Source organism: Flavobacterium sp. GW821-FHT12A05 (assembly GCF_058807735.1).
Map to the genome: position 1 here is coordinate 156,360 of NZ_JBXAQY010000009.1, position 23,106 is coordinate 179,465.

Genomic DNA, 23,106 nt, shown 5'->3' on the forward strand with positions numbered 1-23,106 from the left:
ACTTAAGATTATTTAGCAATCGTCAATTCGTCAATAATGTTTTTAGCTCCAGCGTATTTGTCGATAATCCAAAGTACATAACGAATATCAACATTGATAGTTCTTTGTAATTTAGAATCAAAAATAACGTCTCCAGCCATTGCTTCGATGTTTCCGTCAAAAGCAATACCAATTAATTCTCCTTTTCCGTTAAGAACCGGTGAACCAGAGTTTCCTCCTGTAATATCATTATCAGTTAAGAAGTTTACAGGCATATAACCAGCTTTATCAGCATATTGCCCAAAATCTTTTGCTTTGTTTAATTCTAACAAACGTTTTGGCAAATCAAATTCCTGATCTCCTGCTTTATACTTTTTCACCATGCTTTCCATAGTAGTATAATTGTTGATTTTAGCATCGTTACGAGGATCTGCAGGTAAAGCACGAACTTTTCCGTAAGTCAATCTCAATGTAGAGTTAGCATCTGGATACTGAATTGTATTCAATTTTGACTCTCTTAAACCTTCAACCAATTCGCGGTAAGCAGTTGCAAAACCATCATCGGCTTTAGCCTGATCATCTGTTTTAGAACGGTATTTAGTCAATAAATCATTAGAGATAATATACAACGGATCGTGTACAATTGCTAATGGTTTTGGATCAGCCATAAATGCCAATACTTTTTCTTTAGTAGTAAAATAACTTACTTCTGTCGCTTTTGCTACATCTGCAGTAAAATCACCATTATTTTCTGATTTCATTTTAGCAACTTGTGGAGCTAAACCATATTCAGCAGCTTTAGAAGCGTATAAATTTAATTGCGCAGTTAAAACATCTTTTTCTAATGGAGCATAAAATTCACCATAAATGTTTTCGATCATGGCATTAATTTTAGGAAGCATTTCTGCTTTCTTAGCGTCATTTTCATTAAAGTAAGCAATTAACGCATTACCTAAATTTGAAGGTCCAGTTGCATAACTAGAAGTACGTAAAAGCTGTGTTAAGTAATTATCGTGACGTGCTTTTAAGTTTGTTTCTCTGTAATAGTCGTTAATAGTTGGAATTACATTTTCGTATTTCTCTCTATTAGCCGGTTTAGTTGCCCACTCGTAGAATTTATCTTCCTGAGCTGTTTTAGTATCTACTGTTCCTGCTTTTGTTAAAGCATCGATCATACCTTGACGGTTTTTCCAGTAGTTAGCTGTCGAAGCGTATTTAGAAGCGTATTGCAAACGAACTGTTGCATCCTTATCCATATACTTTTTCATTACGTCCATTCCGGTTTTAGCACCTTCAACCCAAGCAGGGTAAGCAAACTTAATGTTTTGCTCAATTCCACCAGCTGGCATCCAACGGTTTGTTCTTCCTGGGTAACCAAGAATCATAGCAAAATCATTTTCTTTTACACCTTTAATACTAACAGGTAAATAGTGTTTTGGTTTTAAAGGCACATTGTCTTTAGAGTAAGCTGCAGGATTTCCGTCTTTATCAGCATAAACTCTAAACATTGAGAAATCTCCTGTTTGACGAGGCCACTCCCAGTTATCAGTATCACCTCCAAATTTACCAACGCTTTCCGGTGGTGTACCCACTAAACGAACGTCTGTATAATCTTGATAAACGAAATAGTAATATTCATTTCCTTGAAAGAAAGGACGAACAGAAACCGTATATTTTCCGCCTTCGTTATTTTCTTTTTCAATCAAAGCAATTTCTTGTTGAATAACTTTGTTTCTTTCGGTTTCTGTCATAGTATCATTTACTTTAGACAAGATTCTTTTAGAAACATCATCCATACGAACAAAGAAACGAACGTATAAAGATTTTGGTTTCATTTCGGCACTTCTTTGTTTAGCCCAAAAACCATCTTTTAAATAGTTTTGCTCAGCTGTAGAAAGTTCAGCAATTGCATTATATCCGCAGTGGTGATTGGTTAAAACCAATCCTTCTTTAGAAACGATTTCGGCTGTACATCCTCCGTTAAATTGTACAATGGCATCTTTCAAACTATGGTGGTTGATACTGTAAATTTCTTCGGCTGTTAATTGCAAGCCCATTTTCTCCATATCTCTATGGTTCAATCTTTCGATAAACATCAAAAACCACATACCTTCATCTGCTCTTACAGGAAAAGCCATAAGACACATGGTCAAGAATAAAACTATTTTTTTCATGTTATTTTGTTTAAGTCCTGCGAATATAACTCATTTTCGCAAAAAAAATAAACTTTCGAGGCAAAAACAAAACATATCAAACAAATCTAAAGATGATTTTGCGAAATTCACAATTTGAATAAGGCAATCGTTAGCGTTAATTAATGAGATAAAAAGCCAAAAAAGAATTAAAACATTAAAATTAAAAGATAGATAAAATTAAAAAGGTAGGTTATTTATAATAATAAACGTGCAGTACAAAATAAACACTATAAACCATTTCTTACATTAATAAATAGCTTTAAATTTGTCCATCATCAAAAAACAAAGGATTGAAGTTAAAAAGTAATCCGCTTTATGCTTTTTGTTTTTTCGCCAAAAAGCAAAAAACCCGACAATGCTATTGTCGGGTTTTTAAATTATATAGATAGACTATTTTATTCGTTAAGCATTTTCCAAAGCTTATCTTTTAAATCTGTCAGACCTTGCTGTGCAACAGACGAAATAAACATATAAGGAACATCTTTAAAAGAAACATCTAGTTCTGCTTTCAATTCAGCTTTAAGTTCATCATCCAGCATATCACATTTTGATATCACCAAAAGACGTTCTTTATCCAGCATTTCAGGATTATATTTGGTTAATTCATTAACCAAAATATCATATTCTGCTTTAATATCCGGTGTATCAACCGGAACTAAAAACAATAAAGTCGAGTTACGCTCAATATGACGCAGGAAATAATGTCCTAAACCTTTTCCTTCGGCTGCACCTTCAATAATTCCGGGAATATCAGCAATTACAAAAGACTGGAAATCTCTGTAAGCTACAATTCCTAAATTGGGTTTTAAAGTTGTAAAAGGATAATCGGCAATTTTTGGTTTTGCAGAAGTCAATACAGACAATAATGTAGATTTCCCAGCATTAGGAAAACCAACCAATCCTACATCGGCCAGAACTTTAAGTTCCAGAATAACATCCATTTCTAAACCTGGTAAACCTGGCTGCGCATAACGCGGCGTTTGATTTGTTGAGCTTCTAAAATGCCAGTTTCCCAAACCTCCTTTTCCTCCTTTTGCAAGAATTCTTTTTTCGCCGTCTTCTGTAATTTCAAAAAGTGTTTCTCCAGTTTCTTTGTCTTTTACAACAGTTCCCAGAGGCACTTCAATAAATTTATCATCTCCATCTGCACCTGTACTGCGGTCTCCTCCACCATCGCCGCCGTGTCCGGCTTTAATGTGACGCGCAAATTTTAAATGAAATAATGTCCAGAGTCCTTTATTTCCAACTAAATACACATGTCCGCCACGGCCTCCATCTCCTCCGTCAGGCCCGCCTTTTTCAATAAATTTCTCTCTATGTAAATGCGTAGATCCTTTTCCTCCTTTTCCGGACGAAACATATATCTTAACGTAATCTACAAAATTTCCTTCTGTCATTTTTTTTAGTATTCAGTCACAGTCTCAGTTTTCAGTACACTGAGACTGAAAACTGAGACCGAAAACTATTTTATTTATTCTTTAAGCGCTTTCACAAGCACTTTATCAATCTTTACTCCATCCATGTCGATGACTTCTAAAACGAATTTTTGCCAAACCAGCTTTTCACCTTCTTTTGGAATATGCGAAAGCTCCGTCATAATCATACCACTTACGGTATTTACTTCGTAATCGTTTGTTAATTCATCCAGCTCAAAATACGTTAAGAAATCGTGCAGTGAGTAATGTCCGTCAACCAGCCATGATCCGTCTTCTCTTTCTATAAGCTGAAATTCATCTTTATAAAATTCAGACGCATCTCCAACTAAAGCTTCCAGAATATCATTTAAAGTGATCATTCCCTGAAAAACTCCGTATTCATCTGAAACTAATGCATAATGTACGCCAGTTTTTTTGAAATTTTCTAAAGCTTTATAAGCCGTAGTTTGTTCCATCAAATAAGGAGCATCTGTCATGATAGACGACAAATCGAAATTGTCGTTTTCTATACTGGCAAATATATTTTTAAGTGTTACAACACCTACAATATCATCGTAATTTTCATTGTAAACCGGATATACAGCGTGCAAATCCTGAACAACTAATTCTTTTATTTTAATTCGGTCAGCAGTTAGCGGCAGCATATCTACTGATTTTCGGTGCGTCATAAGCGAGCTTACTTTTCTGTCTCCAATATGAAAAACACGCTCCACAATATCTTGTTCAATTTCCTGAACTTCCCCTACTTCTGTTCCTTCTTTTATTATCGCTTTAATTTCTTCCTCGGTAACTTTTCCGTCAGCCGTTGGTTTTATCTGCAGAACATTCAATAAAAAATCTGTCGAAGTTGTTAACAGCCAAATGAAAGGCGCCGTAATAATCGAAATTATTTTCATTGGCATTGCCACCATTTTTGCGATCGATTCAGGGTAATTTAATCCAATACGTTTTGGGAGTAATTCTCCTAAAACCAAAGAGAAAAAAGTTAAAACAACTACCACAATTCCAACCGCAACAGAATGTGCGTAGGGTTTTAAAGCGGCAAATCCGGCAACAAACAATTCTACGTCCATTGTAATTTTATCACCAGAATAAATACCTGTCAAAATTCCAATTAAGGTAATTCCGATTTGTACGGTTGATAAAAATTTGTTTGGAGAATTAGCCAGATCGAGCGCTGTTTTGGCGCTTTTGTTTCCTTTTTTTGCTGCTGTTTCCAGTCTATTTTTTCGTGCCGAAATCAATGCAATTTCTGACATTGAGAAAACTCCGTTTAATAGTATTAGAAAAAATATTATTAGTATTTCCAATGTTTAGTAGATTCGTTATTTGTTTGGTTCGTTATTGTGTATTACTTCTTTTTTGTTCTTTTAATTGACTCCCAATATAGGATGAGAGAAAGCACGCACCTAAAAAAACTAATTTTTCTTACCAAAAAACAGTTCACTCCCAAAACCTCGGAAGATGTTCATTTTATGGACAGAAAAATAGTTCTTTTAGCGTCCCGAAAACTATCGGGATGTAACGTACAGCTGGAAAGCTTCTACAAATTATCTATAACTGACGTTAAGCGCTCTGTAATTTCTTCGATAGTTCCTATACCGTTTACGGCATGAAACTTACCCTGCTCTTTATAATATCCAATTAACGGAGCTGTTTTTTCATTATATTCCTGATATCTTACACGAATTTTCTCTTCGTCCTGATCATCAGCTCTTCCGCTTGTTTTTCCTCTTTCAAGTAAACGCGCTACTAAAATTTCATCATCAGCCTCTAATGCGATTGTAGCCGTTACGCTAGAACCAATTGTTGGCAAAAATTTATCTAAAGCCTCCGCCTGATCTAAAGTTCTTGGATATCCGTCGAACAAAAATCCTGCAGTATCAGGGTGTTTTTTTACTTCATCAATTAACATTGCAGTGGTAACCTCGCAAGGAACTAACTCGCCGTTGTCCATAAAAACTCTGGCTTTTTTACCTAGTTCAGTATCATTTTTTAAATTAAAACGGAAAATATCTCCTGTTGAAAGGTGCGTTAAATTGTATTTTTCTTTTAAAAATTCTGCCTGAGTTCCTTTTCCTGCTCCTGGCTTTCCAAATAAAACAATGTTAATCATAATACGTTTGAGTTGTGTGACTTCTTATTTTTTAAAGAAGTTTAAAATGAATATATAGTTGTGTTTTGTTTAATGTTATTCTGCTAATTTATATACTTCTGTCAGGTTTCTTCCCAGACCATCATAGTCTAATCCGTAGCCGACAATAAATTTATTCGGAATTCTGATTCCGATATAATCTATTTTAATGTCTTTTTTGTAAGCTTCTGGTTTAAAGAACAAAGTTGCCACTTTAAAGTGTTTTACATTTTGTGCTTTAAATAAATGTTTTAATTCTTCCAGCGTATTTCCGGTATCGATAATATCTTCGATTATTACAACGGTTCTTCCGGTTAAATCCTGATTAATTCCAATTAATTCTTTAACAGAATTTGTTGTTTCAGTACCTTCATAAGATGCCATTTTGATAAATGAAACCTCGCATTGGCTTTTGTATTTTTTCAGAAAATCGGCAACAACCATAAATGCGCCATTCAAAACTCCAATAAAAATTGGAGTATCATCTCCAAAATCATCTTGCACTTGCGCAGCTAATTTGGTTAAAGCAAAATCAATTTCCTTAGCCGAAATAAACGGAACAAATTGTTTATCGTGAAGTTGTATCATTATTTTTAATTTTAAAATAATGGACAAAGATACAGAATTACAACCAATCTGTCCACATCAAAATAGAATCGAAAGTCTACTTTTTTGTGAATGTTAAATATCAGTTAATAATTACAAATTGTTTCTATCAGGAACTTTTAAAATCACTAAATTGTTGTTGAATAATCATTTAACCCAAAAATACCAATGAAAAAATCCATACCACTTTTTTCTATCTCTTTATTAATTTTGATGACAGCCTGCCATGGGCAAGTTAAAAAAGAAGAAAAAGAAGCCTTGGCAAAACAACCCGGAAATGTTGTAAAAACCGCTATTGGCGATATTACACTGCCTCCTCCTTATGCTACCGAATCGAAAACGAACAATAGTAAAGTAATTGGCTGGCCAAAAGACAAAACACCAAAAGCGCAGGAAGGCTTTATCGTTACGAAATTTGCAGATGGTTTCGAAAATCCGCGCTGGACTTATATGGCACCAAACCAAGATATTTTTGTTGTCGAAAGCGGTACTCGCACCAGTAAAAACCAAATTACGGTTCTACGTGATAAAGACAAAGACGGAAAATTTGAAACCCGCGAAGTTTTTATTAAAAACCTAAACAAACCTTTTGGAATGCTCGTTTTAAAAGACTTTTTCTACATTGCAAATACAGACGGATTATATCGTTATCCTTATAAAAACAATCCACTGAAATTAGAAACAAAAGGCGAAAAAATCCTAGAGCTTCCTGCCGGCGGTTATAACAATCACTGGACAAGAAATTTATTGGCAAGTCCGGATGGTTCCAAAATTTATGTTTCGGTAGGTTCCGGAAGCAATGTTGGCGAAAACGGAATGGACAAAGAGGTTCGCCGCGCCGCTATTTTGGAAATTAACCCTGATGGAACAGGAGAAAAGATATTTGCATCAGGAATTCGAAATCCAGTTGGAATGGACTGGAATCCTGTAAATAAAGAACTTTGGACGGCAGTAAATGAACGCGACGAATTGGGCGACGATTTAGTTCCGGATTATATTACGAGTGTTAAAAAAGATGGTTTCTACGGATGGCCGTATTCTTATTTTGGAAGCATTCCTGATCCAAGATTGAAAGGCGAACACAAAGATTTAGTCGAAAAAGCAATTGTTCCTGATGTTCCCGTTGGCGCTCACACGGCTTCGTTAGGTTTAGCATTTTATACCAAAGATGCTTTTCCGGCGAAATACAAAAATGGTGCTTTTGTTGGGCAGCATGGTTCTTGGAACCGCGCTAAAATATCAGGTTATAAAGTTATTTTCGTTCCTTTTAAAGATGGAAAACCTTCAGGAAAACCAGAAGATTTTTTAACCGGATTTATTTCTGATGAAAATAAAGCCGAAGTCTACGGACGTCCGGTTGCTGTTACGGTTATGAACGACGGATCGCTTTTAGTAAATGATGACAGCGGGAATACAATTTGGAAAGTTACAGCGAAGTAAAACCTTTAAATTCCAAAATAAAAAATTCCAAATTCCAATCCCTACAATTAACGGGACACATTTAAAGATAATTTAAATCTATAGAAACATAGAATTTTGTTTAAAAAGAAGTTGTTAAATAAACGAAACGCCTTTTTTGCCTCAATGAATTCTATGTTTCTATGTTTTAAAAAACTACGCCATTAATTCGAATCATTTATGATCTCAAAAAAATATTGTCTTTTTCTTTTTGTGCTTTTTGTTTTTCAAAACACTAAAGCGCAGAAAAAAGAAGGCAGCAATATTGATTCTCTAAAAACCGAAAAACTGAAAGAAGTTGTTATAAGTCCGCTTCATATTAATAACAATTTATTAAATACTCCGGCTTCGATTGGTATTCTTTCAAAAAAAGATTTACTGCAAAATAACACTACCGATATTACAACCGTAATTAATACTATTCCGGGTGTTTTTATGCAATCGTCTAATTTTACTACAACCCGAATTTCGATTCGTGGTATTGGCGCGAGAACTACTTACGGAACCAATAAAATTAGGGCTTTTTATGGAAGTATTCCGCTGACTTCCGGAAACAGCGAAACGGTTATTGACGATATTGACCTCGAAAATATTAATCAAATCGAAATTATAAAAGGACCACTTTCGAGTGTATACGGCGCGGGTTTGGGCGGCGCGATTTTGATTTCGCCTCAGCTTTCTAAAAACAACGGGCAAAGTGCCGGAATTAGTTCAGTTTTCGGTTCTTTTGGCTTATTAAAAAACAGCATAAATTATAGTTTAGATGAAAAAGAAGGAAGCTTAAACCTAAATTATCACAACTTAAAAACCGACGGCTGGCGCGAAAACAGTGCCTATAAACGTGAAGGAATTACGCTTGCCGGAGAATTATTTAGAAAGAAAAACAGCAAACTGACTTACTTTTCAAACTATACTTATTTAAACGCTTTTATTCCAAGTTCGATAAATAAAACGGCTTTTGAAAACAATCCGAAATCTGGCGCTCCAACCTGGGTGGCTTCAAAAGGGTATAAAGAATACAAATCGACTTTGGGCGGGTTGTCTTATGATTTTAAAATTAATGAAAACTTAAACAATTCGACTTCGATTTTTATCAATTACAAAGACAGCAACGAACCACGGCCTTTTGATATTTTACGCCAATATACTTTTGCAACAGGCGCAAGAACACAATTTTCCGGAAAGTTTAAAATTGGAAAAATCGAGAATAATTTTATCACCGGAATTGAATATTTTACAGATACTTACAAAGGAAACACTTTCCAAAATCTCTATCAGCAGAATAATGGCTTGGGAAGTCTGCAGGGCGATCAACTTACCGAAACAGGCCAGAAAAGACATTTCTATAATATCTTCTCGCAGCTTAGAACTTTACTTTCTAGTCAATTTGAAATTCAGGCAGGTTTAAATTATAACAAAACCAAATTCAGTCTTGATAATTATTCCGAAAATACGAATCAGAAATATAGTTATGACGGAATTTTTTCTCCACAACTTTCTTTATTATTCAAGCCATCCAAACAGCAGACTTTATATTTTTCTATAAGTCGGGGATTTTCCTTACCCGCAACAGAAGAAACGCTAACGAGCGAAGGCACAATTAATACCAATATAAAACCTGAAAACGGTTATAATTTTGAAGTGGGCGGCAAGTTCTATTTCTTCAATAAAAATCTGTATACCGAAATTGCAGTTTATCGAATGGAAATTAAAGATTTGCTGGTTGCCAAAAGAGTTGGCGACGATCAATATGTCGGTTTAAATGCCGGAAAAACATTTCATGAAGGAATAGAGATTACTTTAAATCATAATTGGCAGATCAATCGTTTCTTTTCTCTGAATTCTTATTTAGCTGGATCTTTAGGAAAATACGAGTTTAAAGAATTTGTCGATAATGGAAATGATTATTCAGGCAGCAAATTAACCGGAGTTGCCGCCAATAAAATCAATGCCGGAATTATTCTAAACACCAATCTTGGAATGTATCTCAATGCCGATTATCAATTTGTAGATGAAATCCCTATGAATGATGCCAATACTGCTTTTTCAGATTCTTATAATATTGTCAATCTAAAAGCGGGTTATCGATTTGAAATTCTGCAAGGTTTAAGCACCAATTTTGCTGCAGGAATAAACAATCTGACAAACGAAAAATACGCTTCTTTAATTCTGCCAAATGCCGTTGCAGCCGGCAATGCATCACCACGCTATTATTATCCCGGACTTCCAATAAATTATTACGGAACTATTTCATTAAATTATTTATTTTAGATGCCTCAAATCAAATCAAAACCCAAAAAAATGTCTTCTGAATTACAGGAAAAACTGAGTTATGTAAGTGCTTATCGGGAAAATCGTTTAAAGTGTGCACAAGATGTTCTCGAAAATCCTCATTTATTTGAAGAATTAGTTTCTATTTGTTTTTCTCCCAAAGATAAAAACAATCATAAAGCCTGTTGGATTCTAGAATTTGTATCGTATGAAGAATTAATCTGGCTCCAGCCTCATCTTGATTTTTTCTGTTCGAATCTAAAGGTTTTAAAAGACGAAAGTTCGATTAGACCAATTGCAAAAGTGGTTCAGCTTTTGGTAAAATCACATTATAAGAAAAACGAAAACAGCATTTCTTTATCCGAAGCAAATCTTCAGGATTGCATCGAAGCGAGTTTCGACTGGCTTATAAACGATGTAAAAGTGGCGACAAAAGCGTATTCTATAAGAACTTTGCATGTTCTGGGAAATCATTACGACTGGATTCACCCCGAACTTCAAATTATCCTGAATAAAGATTACGGAGATCATTCAGCCGCCTATAAAGCCGTTGCACGAGAAGTATTGAAGAAAATTGAGTAGTTTTTTGCCACAGATTAAAAGATTAAAAGAATTATTTAGATTTTTTTGTTTGCCACGAATTACGCGAATTTTCACGAATTATTTTATTTGAAATTCAACAAAAGAAAATCATTTTAATCCTTTTAATCTGTGGCTAAACTATAAAAATAAAATTCGTGTAAATTGGTGTAATTAGTGGCTGAAAAACTAAATTTTGGCTGAAAAAAGATTAAAAGGTATCTTTGCAAAAACACAACACAAAATGAATTATTTTTCTTCTGATTTTAAATTAGGAATATTAGGCGGCGGACAATTAGGTAAAATGCTTTTGTCTGACACTAGAAAATTTGATATACAAACTTACGTTCTGGATCCTAGTGATGAAGCGCCGAGTAAAATTGCCTGCAACAAATTCTTTCAAGGCGATTTAATGGATTATGAAACGGTTTACAACTTTGGGAAACAAGTCGATGTTTTGACTTTCGAAATCGAATTGGTAAATCTTGAAGCTTTAACACAACTAGAAAACGAAGGACTAAAAATATATCCATCTCCAAAAACCTTAAAAGGAATTCAGAATAAAGGCGTTCAAAAAGAATTTTACGCTAAAAATAATATCCCAACTGCACCATTCGAAAGATTTGAAAATTTAGACAATCTAAAATCTAAAATCAACGATCTAAAATTGCCTTTTGTGTGGAAATGCACCGAGTTTGGTTACGACGGAAATGGCGTAAAAGTAATTCGCCAGATTTCTGATTTAGATAATCTTCCAAATGTAGAATGTATTGCCGAAACAATGGTTCCGTTCAAAAATGAATTGGCCGTAATTGTGGTTAGAAATCCATCGGGAGAAATTAAAACTTATCCGGTTGTAGAAATGGAATTTCATCCAGAAGCTAATCAGGTTGAATACGTAATCTGCCCTGCCAGAATCGACGAAAAAGTAGCCGAAAAAGCCAGAGCAATTGCCTTGAATGTTTCAGAAAAATTCAATCATGTTGGACTTTTGGCAGTTGAAATGTTTCAAACCAATGAAGATGAGATTTTAGTGAATGAAGTAGCGCCGCGTCCGCATAATTCAGGACATTATTCAATTGAAGCCAGTTATACATCACAATTTGAAAATCATTTACGCGCTATTTTAGATCTTCCGTTAGGAAACACTGACAGCAAGGTTGCCGGAATTATGGTAAATTTAGTGGGTGCCGAAGGTTTCTCTGGAGATGTAGTGTATGAAAACATTGAAACTATTTTAGGATGGGATGGCGTGACACCACACATTTACGGTAAAAAGCAAACTCGCCCTTTTAGAAAAATGGGCCACGTAACAATCGTAAACGAAAACATGGCAGAAGCTAGACGAATTGCCGAGGACGTGAAGAATACTATTAAAGTGATCAGTTTTTAGTCGCAGTATTCTGTCGCAGTATTCAGTTAAAAATAAATAAACAGTGTTTTCAGTTTCCAACAACTTTAAACCTGAAACAAAACAAACAAAAAACTCATGAGCAAAGTAGCCATTATAATGGGAAGCATCTCCGACATGCCAGTTATGCAGGATGCAATCGACATATTAAAACAATTTAATGTAGAAGTTGAAGTAGATATCGTTTCGGCACACAGAACACCGGAGAAATTATTCGATTTCAGTAAAAATGCACATACTCGCGGTATTTCGGTAATTATTGCCGGTGCGGGCGGTGCGGCGCATTTACCTGGAATGGTGGCTTCAATGTCTCCGCTTCCTGTAATTGGAGTTCCTGTAAAATCAAGCAATTCTATCGATGGATGGGATTCGGTTTTATCGATTCTGCAAATGCCAGGCGGTGTTCCTGTGGCAACTGTCGCATTAAACGGAGCAAAAAATGCCGGAATTTTAGCAGCACAAATCATCGGAAGCCACGACAAAAAAGTTTTAGATACTATTATTTCTTATAAAGAAGAATTGAAAGCAGCGGTTAATAAAGCAGCTGAAAGTCTTAAATAGTTTTCAAGTCCCAGTCTAGTTTTCAGTCGCAGTATACACTGAAAACTGAGACTGCCGCTGAAAACTAAAAAAATAACTCTTAAGTCCCGGTTGACACTGAAAAACTGAGACTGAGACTGAAAACTAAAAAATATGAGCGTTTTAACACAATATTTCAACACCAAACATAACACCGCGCCTTTTTCGCAAATTAAAATCGAAGATTATGTTCCTGCTTTCAACGAAGGAATTGCTTTGGCTAAAGCCGAAATTGATGCGATTGTAAATAATCCGGATGCGCCTACTTTTGAAAATACGGTTGTAGCGATGGATTTTTCAGGTGATGTTTTGGATCGTCTTTCTAGTATTTTCTTCAATTTAAATTCTGCTGAAACGAATGACGAAATGCAGAAAATTGCTCAGGAAGTTTCACCTTTACTTTCAGAATTTGGAAATGATATTACGCTGAATGCAGCTTTATTTGCTAAAATAAAAGCCGTTTACGATCAAAAAGAAAGCTTGAACCTCAACCCGGAACAAACGACTTTATTAGATAAAAAATACAAAAGCTTTTCAAGAAACGGAGCCAATTTACCCGAAGACAAAAAAGATCAATTAAGAGAAATCGACAAAGAATTATCGAAATTGAGTTTACAGTTTGGCGAAAACGTTTTGGCAGAAACCAACAACTTCGAATTGCATTTAACCGATGAAAAGGACTTATCTGGTTTGCCGGAAGGAACGATCGAAGCAGCAAGATTACTAGCAAAAAATCAGGAAAAAGAGGGATGGATTTTCACTTTAGACCATCCAAGTTATATTCCGTTTTTAACTTATGCTAACAATCGCGAACTACGTAAAAAAATGGCAATTGCTTTTGGAGCAAAAGCATTTCAAAATAACGAATTCGACAATCAGGAAAATGTTTTAAAAATTGCCAAACTTCGTTTTGAAAGAGCCAATTTATTAGGTTATAAAACACACGCACATTTTGTGCTGGAAGAAAGAATGGCTGAAAGCCCGGAGAAAGTTTTCTCTTTCTTGAATGATTTATTGGCAAAAGCAAAACCGGCTGCTCAAAAAGAATTTGCAGAATTAACTGCTTTCGCAAAAGAACTGGACGGAATCGAGCAGTTAGAAAAATGGGACGGTGCTTATTATTCTGAAAAATTAAAGCAGCAGCTTTTTAATTTAGATGATGAAAAGCTGAAACCTTATTTTCAGTTAGAAAAAGTTTTGAATGGTGCCTTTACGGTTGCCAAAAAATTATACGGTTTAACTTTTACTGAAGTTTTTGATATCGATAAATATCACGAAGAAGTTACCACTTATGAAGTAAAAGACGCTAATAACAATTTGGTTTCGATTTTCTACGCTGATTTCTTCCCAAGAAAAGGAAAAAGAAACGGTGCCTGGATGACTTCATTTAAATCTCAATATGTAAAAGACGGCGTAAACGAAAGACCACATATTTCGAACGTTTGTAACTTTACAAAACCAACAGAAACAAAACCTTCATTATTAACTTTTAATGAAGTAACGACTTTATTCCACGAATTCGGTCACGGTTTACACGGAATGCTGGCTGATACAGTTTACCCAAGTTTATCCGGAACTTCTGTTTACTGGGATTTCGTAGAATTACCAAGTCAGATTATGGAAAACTGGTGTTACGAACCAGAAGCTTTGGCTTTGTTTGCCAATCACTACGAAACGGGAGAAATCATTCCGATTGAATATGTACAAAAAATTAAAGAAAGTGCCAGTTTCCAGGAAGGTTTAGCAACTTTGCGTCAGTTGAGTTTTGGATTATTAGACATGGCTTGGCACGGACAAGATCCAACTTCTATTACAGATCTAAAAGCTTTTGAAACGGAACAATTTGCTAACACGCAATTGTATCCAGATGTAAAAGAAAATGCAATGAGTACAGCATTCTCTCATATTTTTCAAGGCGGCTATTCTTCTGGATATTACAGCTACAAATGGGCAGAAGTTCTGGATGCAGATGCTTTTGAATATTTCCATGAAAATGGAATCTTTAACGAAGAAATTGCAAAGAAATTCAAAGACAATGTTCTTTCTAAAGGAGGAACAGAACACCCAATGACTTTGTACAAACGTTTTAGAGGACAAGAACCTAAACCTGAAGCTTTGTTGAAAAGAGCGGGGCTTCTATAATTGTAGATTTCTGATTGTAGATTTTAGATTTTCAATTTCAATCAGTAATAAATTTTATATTAAACCGAAGTAGAAATACTTCGGTTTTTTTATTTGGTTTTTTCTGAATATAAATTTTGTTATCTTCGTCTTTTAAATATTAATCTTACAAAATATATTTTGAAAATATTTCGAGATAAGATTATTCAAGTAGCAAATCATTTTTAGTTAATGACAAAAGATAAAATCAAAGAATTACAAAATAAAATAGTTGAAGGACTTAAAGTTTCGTCAAAAAAAATGATTGAAAACAAAAAGAAAATCAATGGAAAAATTGTCGTTTATGCTGATGGAAAAATTCAGACCATAAACGCTGTGGATATTAAAGATTAATTACCTAATTCAAAATTGAAAAAATATCTAAAAATATTCCTTTACCTAGTAATTATCGGATTAATTGCTATTGTTTCTGTAAATTACTACGTAAAATCTTCAACCAAAAAGAACATTTATTATTCGATTAAAAGATTTCCTAAAAACGATGTGGGAATTATTTTTGGTGCAGGAATTAACGGCGATCAACCAAGCAAATATTTAAAAGATCGTTTAGATGCCGGAATTATGCTTTGGAAAGCAAAACGAATCAATAAAATTTTACTTTCTGGAGATAACGGCCGTGACGAATACGACGAATTAACAGTAATGAAAAACTACTGTTTTAATCACGGTGTTGATACAACCAAAATATTTATTGATTATGCTGGTTTTGATACATATTCGACCATGTATCGCGCCAAGCATATTTTCAAGATTAAAAGAGCCACTCTAATTTCTCAGGAATACCACTTAAACCGTGCTATTTATATTGGCAATGAGTTAGGTGTAAAATCCGTTGGTTATTCTGCAAATCAAGGAGAATATCTTGGCTACAAATATGTAACGTTTAGAGAATATGGTTCTATTTTTAAATCCTTTTTTGATGTTTTGAGAAATCGTGAACCTCGTTTTTTAGGAACTGAAATTAATATTAACGGAGAATCTAATTATTCTAAAGAAGACAAACGATAAAGAAAAACCCGAAACAGAAATGTTTCGGATTTTTTAATTTAAAATTTCTTCATGTTTGACAATATACGACAAGGCTTCTTTTACAATCTCATTTAAGTTTAATCCTTTTCTTGAGGCTAAAAGAGCTATTTTTTGATGCAATTCCTGTGAAACTCTCACATTAAAAGAACCTTTATAAGTTTTATCCGGAGCTTTATTCAATAATTTACATGTCTCTAAATAATCGTCAACAGCTTCTTTAAAAGATTCTTCCAATTCTGTAACCGAAGAACCTTCAAAAGTTATTAAATCGTTTATACCCTGAATTTTTCCAAAGAATATTTTATCGCCTGCAGAAAATTCTAATGTACCAATGTATCCGTTATATTCTAAATAGTTTTTCATATTACAATTCCAAGTATTCAATAATAATATCAAGTTGATATCCTTTCAAAACTTTTTGCGGATGTGGCTCATGCAGGCTTATAATCTGTTTATTTTCATTCACAAATTTCCTTCTTGAACCACCAGTTTTTCCTTGCGAAATCTGTTTATAACCGAAATGGTTTAGAACTTTCAGCATTTCATCCCAAGAAAAATCTTTTGGTTTTTATTTTAACCTTTCGATAAGTTTATCAATCTTACTCATACAAATTTATCATTAAATCTTTAATTTGCAACTAAATTGTAGTTACAGATTAAGCTAGGAATAAAAAATAAGAAAAATCTCTCAATTTAAACATACCCTAAAAGTTAAAATATCTAAGTAAAAACACATCATAAAAAAAAGACCTGCAAATATTCTTGCAGATCTTTTCATCAAATAGTCTAAAAATAAAATCTTTACTCTTTGTTCTCTATTCTTTCTCTACTCTTTCTCTAAAACTCGTTTAGCCAATTTCCCTACCGTCAATCCTTGAACTACAATTGAAAACAACACTACAATATAAGTTACTTCCAATAGCAGGTTCTTATATTCTCCTTCAGGCATAGAAAGCACTAATGCGATAGAAACACCGCCGCGAATTCCTCCCCAAACCATTACCATCAAGGAACCTTTGTTGTAAGCTGATTTAATACCAAAAAACTTGAATAAATCGAAGAATTTCCATGGCAGAACCATAGATGCAATTCGGGAGAACAGCACTATAAAAATAGCGACAAAACCAGTTACCAATTGTTTGTTTAGATCTGGTAATAACAATAATTCAAAACCAATGAATAAGAACAATATTGCATTTAAAATTTCGTCGATAAGTTCCCAGAACTTTCCTAGATAATCTTTGGTAACTTCGCTCATAGCAACTTTTTTACCGTAATTACCAATAATTAATCCGGCAACTACCATCGCTAACGGACTCGAAACGTGTAAACTTTGCGCAATTAGAAATCCTCCCATTACAATAGAAAGTGTTATTAAAACAGAAACTTTATAATCGTCAATTTTCTTCATAACCTTTGATGCGGTAAATCCAAAAACAACTCCTAACAGAAGTCCACCAATTCCTTCTTTGGCAAATAACCAGGCAATAGAACCAAAACTTACATCAAATGTTGGGTCGGTTGCCATTTTAAGAACAACAGCAAACATTACTACCGCTACTCCATCATTAAACAAGGATTCACCCACAATTTTAGTTTCGATTCTTTTAGGAACTTTAGCTTCCTTTAAAACTCCCAAAACCACAATTGGATCGGTTGGAGAGATTAATGTTCCAAAAACCAAGCAAAATATATACGGTATTTTTATGCCCAAAAACGGTGCTATATAGTATAACAGCATAGAAATGATTAATGCCGAAAGCACAACGCTTACTGTAGAATAGATCATAATGGGAACTTTTTGTTCTTTTAAATCTGACATGTTTACGTGCAGTGCACCTGCGAACAAAAGAAAGTTTAGCATTGCGCCCATTAAGATTTCGTTGAAATCGAATTCTTTTATCAAATCAAAAAAATGTCTTGTAGTTGCGGGAAAATAAGAATCTCCTAAAAGACGAATTCCTACTGAAACCAGCATGGCAATAATCATGATTCCGATAGTTCCCGGAAGTTTTAAAAATCTTAAATTTAAATAGGCGAAGAAAGAGGCCAATACGATTAGTATTGAAAAAGTGTAGTATAATTCCATAAAAGTGATTTTTACAAAAATATCTTTCTCATTATTTAATCAAAAATTTCGGGACTTGAATTAACATAACTTTATAATTCTAAAAACCATAAAAGGAGCTGTATTAAATGCAGACAACTCCTTTTGTTTGTTTAAAATATTTTAAGTTTTCTTATCTCAAATCTAATAATTGAGGCGTTTTGGTTGTATTGGGATCTGTGTATAAATCAGCAGGTGAAACCAGTAAAACCTCAACTTCCATAAAACGTTCGTTATAATCTAAACGCTTTTTTAAGGCTTTAGTTTTTTCTGAAATAAACGCCGCTTTTTGGTTTTGAGGAACATTTTGTACCAACAGCATTTTTACGACTTCTCTAAAATCTTTACTGGATAATTGAATCTGAAAAGCAGCAGCAGAATTGGTAAGAAAATTAAATTCATCTAAATCATAATGCTGCTCCGAGAGTATAAAAGATTTCGTTTCTCTTGATTTTAACTCCAGAAAAGCTTTTCCATCTACCTTAACCCATCGTCCTAAATCGCCAATAGCGTATCTAAAAACGGGAAATCTTTTTCGGAAAGTATTGGTAACGGCAATTGTACCATATCCGTCATTATCCGGATTAATGATTTCGATTATAATGCCTTCAATAACCGAAAACAAAGAGGGATTTCTAGTAAAATCTGACCAAGCCCAAATTCCGGTTTCGGCTGAGCCGTACATGGAATAAACTTGCTGAAGATTAAATACTTTTTCTAAAAGCTTTTGAACTTCGGGTCTTAAGAACTCACCAGCATATAATAAATTTTTGATTTGTAGTTTTTGGTTTCTCTCTTGTAAAAACTGTGCAAAGCATAATAGTTTTGAAGGCGTTCCCATTATAAAATCTGGTTTAAAATAAGCTGCGACATCTTCCATATCTTGATAACTGGCGTGGGCACTCAGCGCTAATGTTGTTGCCTGACATTTTTCTAAAATATCATCCATTATCGCTGCAGTGCGGTACATGTCAGAATACCCAAAAATATTTAAAGCAATTGTTTTAGAGGTAAAAAAATCATTCTCTGTTAATTCCTTTGCCATTGCAAAACGCTGCTTTTGATTTTCTTGTATGTCTACCGGAAAAACCAAAGGATTTTGAGTACTGCCGCCGGAGCGTACCAAGTATACTCCTGTTTTTTCTTCTTGTAACTTAAAATTGCTTTTTAAAATAGGCATCAATTCTTTCTTACTAAGCATCGGAGCTTTTTCTGCACAATCATGTTCTTTATAAAACTCAATGTACAAAGGATTTTTTTTTGCCAATTCAAAATAATCCTGCAATTCTGTTTTTTCTGTTTTTGGAATATCTGGGGACATAGTTTTTATTTTAATTTGGTCTTTTTTTGAAATAATACCAATTCCTAATCAAGCTTCTGGAATGGTTTACCAGAAATAATATTTTTTGATTAACGTACGGCAATCGTTCCATGGCATGTTCCAGCCATCGCTGCGATAACATTCCCATAAGCTGCTGATCGTATTGGTCAGTACTTTTGCGATATCGCTCTATGCTGATGGGAGTTTTTAATTCTTTCCAATTAGAATACTTAATTCTCGACAAACTTCCCTCAACTTCTCTTACTTCTATACAGACTTTGTTTAGTAATGCTGTTTTAGGTTTATCTTTTAAACTCTTTAGAACACGATACCAAAAATCAATTCCTTCGTTTAAGGATACATTGGTTTCGTATCGAATAGTTTCTAAATGCTTTTTTCTGATTACAACATTACTGCCAACGCCCATAATAAAATCTGGAGAACTAATGGTATGCAAGAGATTAGGAATCAAAAACAATTCATTTGAAAGCGAAATCATTTCTTTTTTAAAGGATTGAATATTGGGCAGATAATAGTCTGACGGAATTAATAAAATACCGAGTACCAAAACATCTATATTTTCTTGTTCCATAATTTGGTCAACTTCTTTTAAGCAAGAAGAAGTATAACAATCATCGGCATCCAAAAAACTGATAAGATCTCCTGTTGCGAGTTCCATTCCGATATTTCTGGCATGACCCGGACCTTTATTTTCTTTTAATTCAATAACCTCAACTTCAGTTCGTAAAAATTGCGGTGCAAAAAATGACAAGGCATCTTTTAGCAAAAACATACTTTGATCTGTACTAAAGTCATCAACAATAATAATTTGCGATGCTTTTTTTTCCTGAAAAGCCAGCGATCGAATCGTATCGTATATGAACGCTTCTTTATTATAAAGAGGAATTACAACTGTATGTTTCATGATTTTTACTCTTCTATTGGATAAATTAAAGCTCTGCCCTGATGTACATTTACAACTGATTCATCTGAACCGCGAAACAAACCCGGACCATAGTTTTTGTTGTCTTTGCACAACAGCATTCCTACCAAATGAATCTCACGATTGTTTTCAATATCTTTAAATTCTTTCTGTTCTACAAAATGCTGAATGAGATATTTACTCCAGTTTTCTCTAATAATCGTATCCCATTCCTGAGCCGTACAATCGCTTTTTACGTAAGCTCCAATTCCTCTTCCGCCGCTATTTAATTTTAAAATAAGGTTCTGATCGCTCGCTATAAAAGCATTACATTCGGAGGGATCGACAATTACATAACTTGGAATTAGATATTGTTTTAAAAAATCATAATCTTCTTCGCTTAAATAATCATACATTATGTCGGCATCGTACATTACGGCTAAAACTCTTTTGTCATGAATTAAGATTAAGGTCCTGATATCATTAAAATAACAGTTTTGCTCAATCAGTTTATCAAGCACATCTGGTTTTATCTTTTTCAGTTCTTCCCGATCCATTTCTAATATAAACTGAGAAACTGGTTCTCCATTTACATAAATAGAATCGTTTGAAACGATTAAATCCTGAGGTTTTACCGAGATTAATTCTACTCCCAATTTTGCCAGTTCTTTTTGAACATAAAAAATCTCGGTTCCTTTTTCGTCGTCGTGAACAAGTGCCGCTTTTTTATTTGGAACAAACTGATAATATAAATCGTCGATCAGATTTTTTAAATCAACATCTTTAAAACGCAGCCAATCTTCAGTTTCCTTCAATTCATCGTTCATCAATCTTAAATAATAACTAATCATCCAGCCGTTTAACGGATAACGAGCGCCTATCTCACAAATTTTTGCCTGATTGTTTCTATCATATAAAAAATCAGGGCGATAAAAGCCCTGATTATATATTCTGCTGCTGCTTTTTTTTAATAAAGCTTCAAGGTCTTTGTCCAGCTGATAATAATTTCGAATCCTCTCGTCTTCAAAATAATTCTGGACAATTGCTTTACAGGCATCATTTAAAATAGAACACAAACGATTCATTTCTTTATCATATCCTAAAGGTAATTTTACCGAAGAATTTGCAAAAAAATGACTACCCAAACCTGTCTCTTTTTCAAAATATTCAGAAAATAATTCCTCCCATTTTTTTTGTTTTTCAGGCTGATTTTGCTGCAGACTTATTTTAGGGGCAATGAGCTGCGCTTTTGGTTCTTTCTTTGTAATCATGTATGAAAAAGGAATTATAAACTAAGTTCTTCAATTTCCATAACGTCTTCCATTACAGCCGATTTTTTAGCCAAATAATCTTTAATGATGGTTTCCAGGTCGTAGGTTTCAAGATCAACATTCATAGCTTTAGCATAATGGAAAATTGAACTTACAGCAAAAAAGAAATGATTTTTTTCGGTTGGACCGCAGTGAACACTTATCCAGGCTAATGTTTTGTCACGTTCTTCATCTGAAAAACCGTAATCGTTTGTAAGCCATGATTCAAATTTTGGAAGAATATATTCTACTTCACCATGCGTATAAATTTCATGAATTAAAGTTGTCAATAATGCGATCATGATGTCTTTATTTCGTAGTGAATTTTGATCTTTCCAAGATTTAAACTCGTAAGCACTTTGGTTTAAATATTTACGCGAAAGCCAATCATCGTCTGTACAAATATTAGTCGCCATGGTATAAAACAATTGAGAGTGTAAAACTCTGCCCACAACTGCCAGGTCTTCGTCTACAATTCTGTTTAAACTTGTAATAGACTGCAAAAGTGCTTCTCTGTCTGCAATAGGCTGATTTTTATGAACCAGCATTGTCATACGGTTGCTGATTCCTGCAACTGTCATGGCGCTGTTATTGGTTTGGCTCCAACTGTGGAAAAAAAGCTGTAAACGTTCCTTATCCTGAACTTTTGAGGTTAATTGTTTGAAGCTTTTTTCGATTTTTGAAAATGATTCCTCTTGATTAGGAAGGAACTTTAATAATTGATCTTTTAAATACGATTCTTCCATATCATTAAGAACCGGAAGAATAATTGAACTTAGATTTGTCATGGTTTCTGGGGTTAAAGGGTTTATTTTTGATTAATTCTAGATTTGTTTTTGGTGCGTATTATTTACTATAAACTTATTTCTTAAATATTCACAGGTTTTAAAAAATGTCATAAACACATTAATATCGGGTATGAGGCGGTTAATCTCTGCAACAAAAAGTAATAATGTCTATTGGTTAGGATAGTCTTAAAAATCTTAACTGCGCATTTTTTAGACTAAGAAGTTTTGGCAGATTTAGAGCGATAGTATTTAATTTTTCTAACCACATCAATATCTTTAAGGTGATATTGTTCCAGCCAGCCGGCTTCGTCAAAAAAATTACAACGTGATTCGGCAATTACGATAATGGGTTTATGTAATGAAATCTGATGCAGTTTCTTTAATAATTCGGCATATTGAAAATCGTAAAGAGGATTGTACAAATAAAAAATAGTTCCATCAGAAACATCGGTTTTTAAAATATCATCGCAAATGGCAACGGCGTTTTTTATTTGTTCTTTTTTGATTAAATCTGCGCAGACTTGATGTCGTTCTTTCAGAATTTCAATTCCTATAAATTTTGCATTTGGATATTTTACGGCTCCATATAAAATTATGTTTCCATAACCGGAACCTAAATCATAAAATACGGTTTCGGTTGTTATTTCGATAGGATCAAAAAGATCAGATAAAAAACTGGAAGAACCATATCGATACGAGTTGAGACCATATTTAATTGTAATTTCAGAAAGACTTAAGTTTTCCTCAATAGTGTTTGAATATTGGTCAATTTCTGATTGAATCTTTTTTAGCAGTTCCAT

At 34.0% G+C, this 23,106-nt stretch carries 21 protein-coding genes; 8 read left to right on the plus strand and 13 right to left on the minus strand.

Annotated features, from left to right (window positions below):
* Window positions 1–8 precede the first annotated feature (8 nt).
* The 5 genes from AC1RRQ_RS20550 to hpt all read right to left on the minus strand — a co-directional run bounded on the left by AC1RRQ_RS20550 (window position 9) and on the right by hpt (window position 6,332).
* Window positions 9–2,153, minus strand: coding sequence for a S46 family peptidase (locus tag AC1RRQ_RS20550; RefSeq protein WP_493024840.1), 2,145 nt, complete (start codon window positions 2,151–2,153; stop codon window positions 9–11).
* A 416-nt stretch (window positions 2,154–2,569) separates the two neighbouring features.
* On the minus strand, window positions 2,570–3,571 hold the full coding sequence (gene obgE / locus AC1RRQ_RS20555) for a GTPase ObgE (RefSeq protein WP_071635250.1): 1,002 nt from the start codon (window positions 3,569–3,571) through the stop codon (window positions 2,570–2,572).
* Between the two features lie 74 nt (window positions 3,572–3,645).
* On the minus strand, window positions 3,646–4,920 hold the full coding sequence (locus AC1RRQ_RS20560) for a hemolysin family protein (protein ID WP_493024841.1): 1,275 nt from the start codon (window positions 4,918–4,920) through the stop codon (window positions 3,646–3,648).
* A 233-nt stretch (window positions 4,921–5,153) separates the two neighbouring features.
* Window positions 5,154–5,726, minus strand: a complete 573-nt coding sequence (locus AC1RRQ_RS20565) for an adenylate kinase (protein ID WP_493024842.1) — start codon at window positions 5,724–5,726, stop codon at window positions 5,154–5,156.
* A 75-nt stretch (window positions 5,727–5,801) separates the two neighbouring features.
* Window positions 5,802–6,332: a hypoxanthine phosphoribosyltransferase gene (gene hpt, locus AC1RRQ_RS20570; protein WP_493024843.1), complete on the minus strand. Its 531-nt coding sequence runs from the start codon at window positions 6,330–6,332 to the stop codon at window positions 5,802–5,804.
* Between the two features lie 186 nt (window positions 6,333–6,518).
* On the opposite strand from hpt, the gene AC1RRQ_RS20575 reads away from it, so the two are divergent.
* From AC1RRQ_RS20575 to AC1RRQ_RS20610, 8 genes are all read left to right on the plus strand, one after another.
* Window positions 6,519–7,790: a PQQ-dependent sugar dehydrogenase gene (locus AC1RRQ_RS20575; protein WP_493024844.1), complete on the plus strand. Its 1,272-nt coding sequence runs from the start codon at window positions 6,519–6,521 to the stop codon at window positions 7,788–7,790.
* A 198-nt stretch (window positions 7,791–7,988) separates the two neighbouring features.
* Window positions 7,989–10,079 (plus strand): TonB-dependent receptor family protein, encoded by a 2,091-nt coding sequence (locus AC1RRQ_RS20580; RefSeq protein ID WP_493024845.1) that lies wholly within the window; start codon window positions 7,989–7,991, stop codon window positions 10,077–10,079.
* Window positions 10,080–10,109: 30 nt separating this feature from the next.
* Entirely contained in the window at window positions 10,110–10,661 is a 552-nt protein-coding gene (locus tag AC1RRQ_RS20585; RefSeq protein ID WP_493024846.1) for a HEAT-like fold family protein, read from the plus strand.
* A 241-nt stretch (window positions 10,662–10,902) separates the two neighbouring features.
* Window positions 10,903–12,051, plus strand: a complete 1,149-nt coding sequence (locus AC1RRQ_RS20590) for a 5-(carboxyamino)imidazole ribonucleotide synthase (protein ID WP_493024847.1) — start codon at window positions 10,903–10,905, stop codon at window positions 12,049–12,051.
* 96 nt (window positions 12,052–12,147) lie between these two features.
* Window positions 12,148–12,630, plus strand: a complete 483-nt coding sequence (gene purE / locus AC1RRQ_RS20595) for a 5-(carboxyamino)imidazole ribonucleotide mutase (protein WP_111285019.1) — start codon at window positions 12,148–12,150, stop codon at window positions 12,628–12,630.
* A 132-nt stretch (window positions 12,631–12,762) separates the two neighbouring features.
* Window positions 12,763–14,790, plus strand: a complete 2,028-nt coding sequence (locus AC1RRQ_RS20600) for a M3 family metallopeptidase (RefSeq protein WP_493024848.1) — start codon at window positions 12,763–12,765, stop codon at window positions 14,788–14,790.
* Between the two features lie 210 nt (window positions 14,791–15,000).
* The gene (locus AC1RRQ_RS20605; RefSeq protein ID WP_154339901.1) at window positions 15,001–15,162 is read left to right on the plus strand and encodes a DUF8506 family protein; all 162 of its coding nucleotides are present in this window, start codon (window positions 15,001–15,003) and stop codon (window positions 15,160–15,162) included.
* Between the two features lie 15 nt (window positions 15,163–15,177).
* Complete coding sequence (locus AC1RRQ_RS20610) at window positions 15,178–15,837, plus strand: SanA/YdcF family protein (RefSeq protein WP_493024849.1); 660 nt, start codon at window positions 15,178–15,180, stop codon at window positions 15,835–15,837.
* A gap of 33 nt (window positions 15,838–15,870) precedes the next feature.
* On the opposite strand, the gene AC1RRQ_RS20615 is transcribed toward AC1RRQ_RS20610, so the two are convergent.
* The 8 genes from AC1RRQ_RS20615 to AC1RRQ_RS20650 form a co-directional block, all read right to left on the minus strand.
* Window positions 15,871–16,221 carry a type II toxin-antitoxin system HicB family antitoxin gene (locus AC1RRQ_RS20615; RefSeq protein ID WP_493024850.1) on the minus strand — a complete coding sequence of 117 codons (351 nt, stop codon included), beginning with the start codon at window positions 16,219–16,221 and terminating at the stop codon, window positions 15,871–15,873.
* Between the two features lies 1 nt (window position 16,222).
* Complete coding sequence (locus AC1RRQ_RS20620) at window positions 16,223–16,399, minus strand: type II toxin-antitoxin system HicA family toxin (protein ID WP_493024851.1); 177 nt, start codon at window positions 16,397–16,399, stop codon at window positions 16,223–16,225.
* Window positions 16,400–16,684: 285 nt separating this feature from the next.
* A complete protein-coding gene (locus tag AC1RRQ_RS20625; RefSeq protein ID WP_493024852.1) occupies window positions 16,685–17,947 on the minus strand; it encodes a cation:proton antiporter in 1,263 nt (420 codons plus the stop codon).
* A gap of 151 nt (window positions 17,948–18,098) precedes the next feature.
* Entirely contained in the window at window positions 18,099–19,286 is a 1,188-nt protein-coding gene (locus tag AC1RRQ_RS20630; protein ID WP_493024853.1) for a phenylacetate--CoA ligase family protein, read from the minus strand.
* A gap of 10 nt (window positions 19,287–19,296) precedes the next feature.
* Window positions 19,297–20,211 (minus strand): glycosyltransferase family 2 protein, encoded by a 915-nt coding sequence (locus tag AC1RRQ_RS20635; protein ID WP_493024854.1) that lies wholly within the window; start codon window positions 20,209–20,211, stop codon window positions 19,297–19,299.
* A 5-nt stretch (window positions 20,212–20,216) separates the two neighbouring features.
* On the minus strand, window positions 20,217–21,479 hold the full coding sequence (locus AC1RRQ_RS20640; protein ID WP_493024855.1) for an ATP-grasp domain-containing protein: 1,263 nt from the start codon (window positions 21,477–21,479) through the stop codon (window positions 20,217–20,219).
* 14 nt (window positions 21,480–21,493) lie between these two features.
* A complete protein-coding gene (locus tag AC1RRQ_RS20645; RefSeq protein WP_493024856.1) occupies window positions 21,494–22,306 on the minus strand; it encodes a hypothetical protein in 813 nt (270 codons plus the stop codon).
* 215 nt (window positions 22,307–22,521) lie between these two features.
* Window positions 22,522–23,106, minus strand: coding sequence for a hypothetical protein (locus AC1RRQ_RS20650; protein WP_493024857.1), 585 nt, complete (start codon window positions 23,104–23,106; stop codon window positions 22,522–22,524).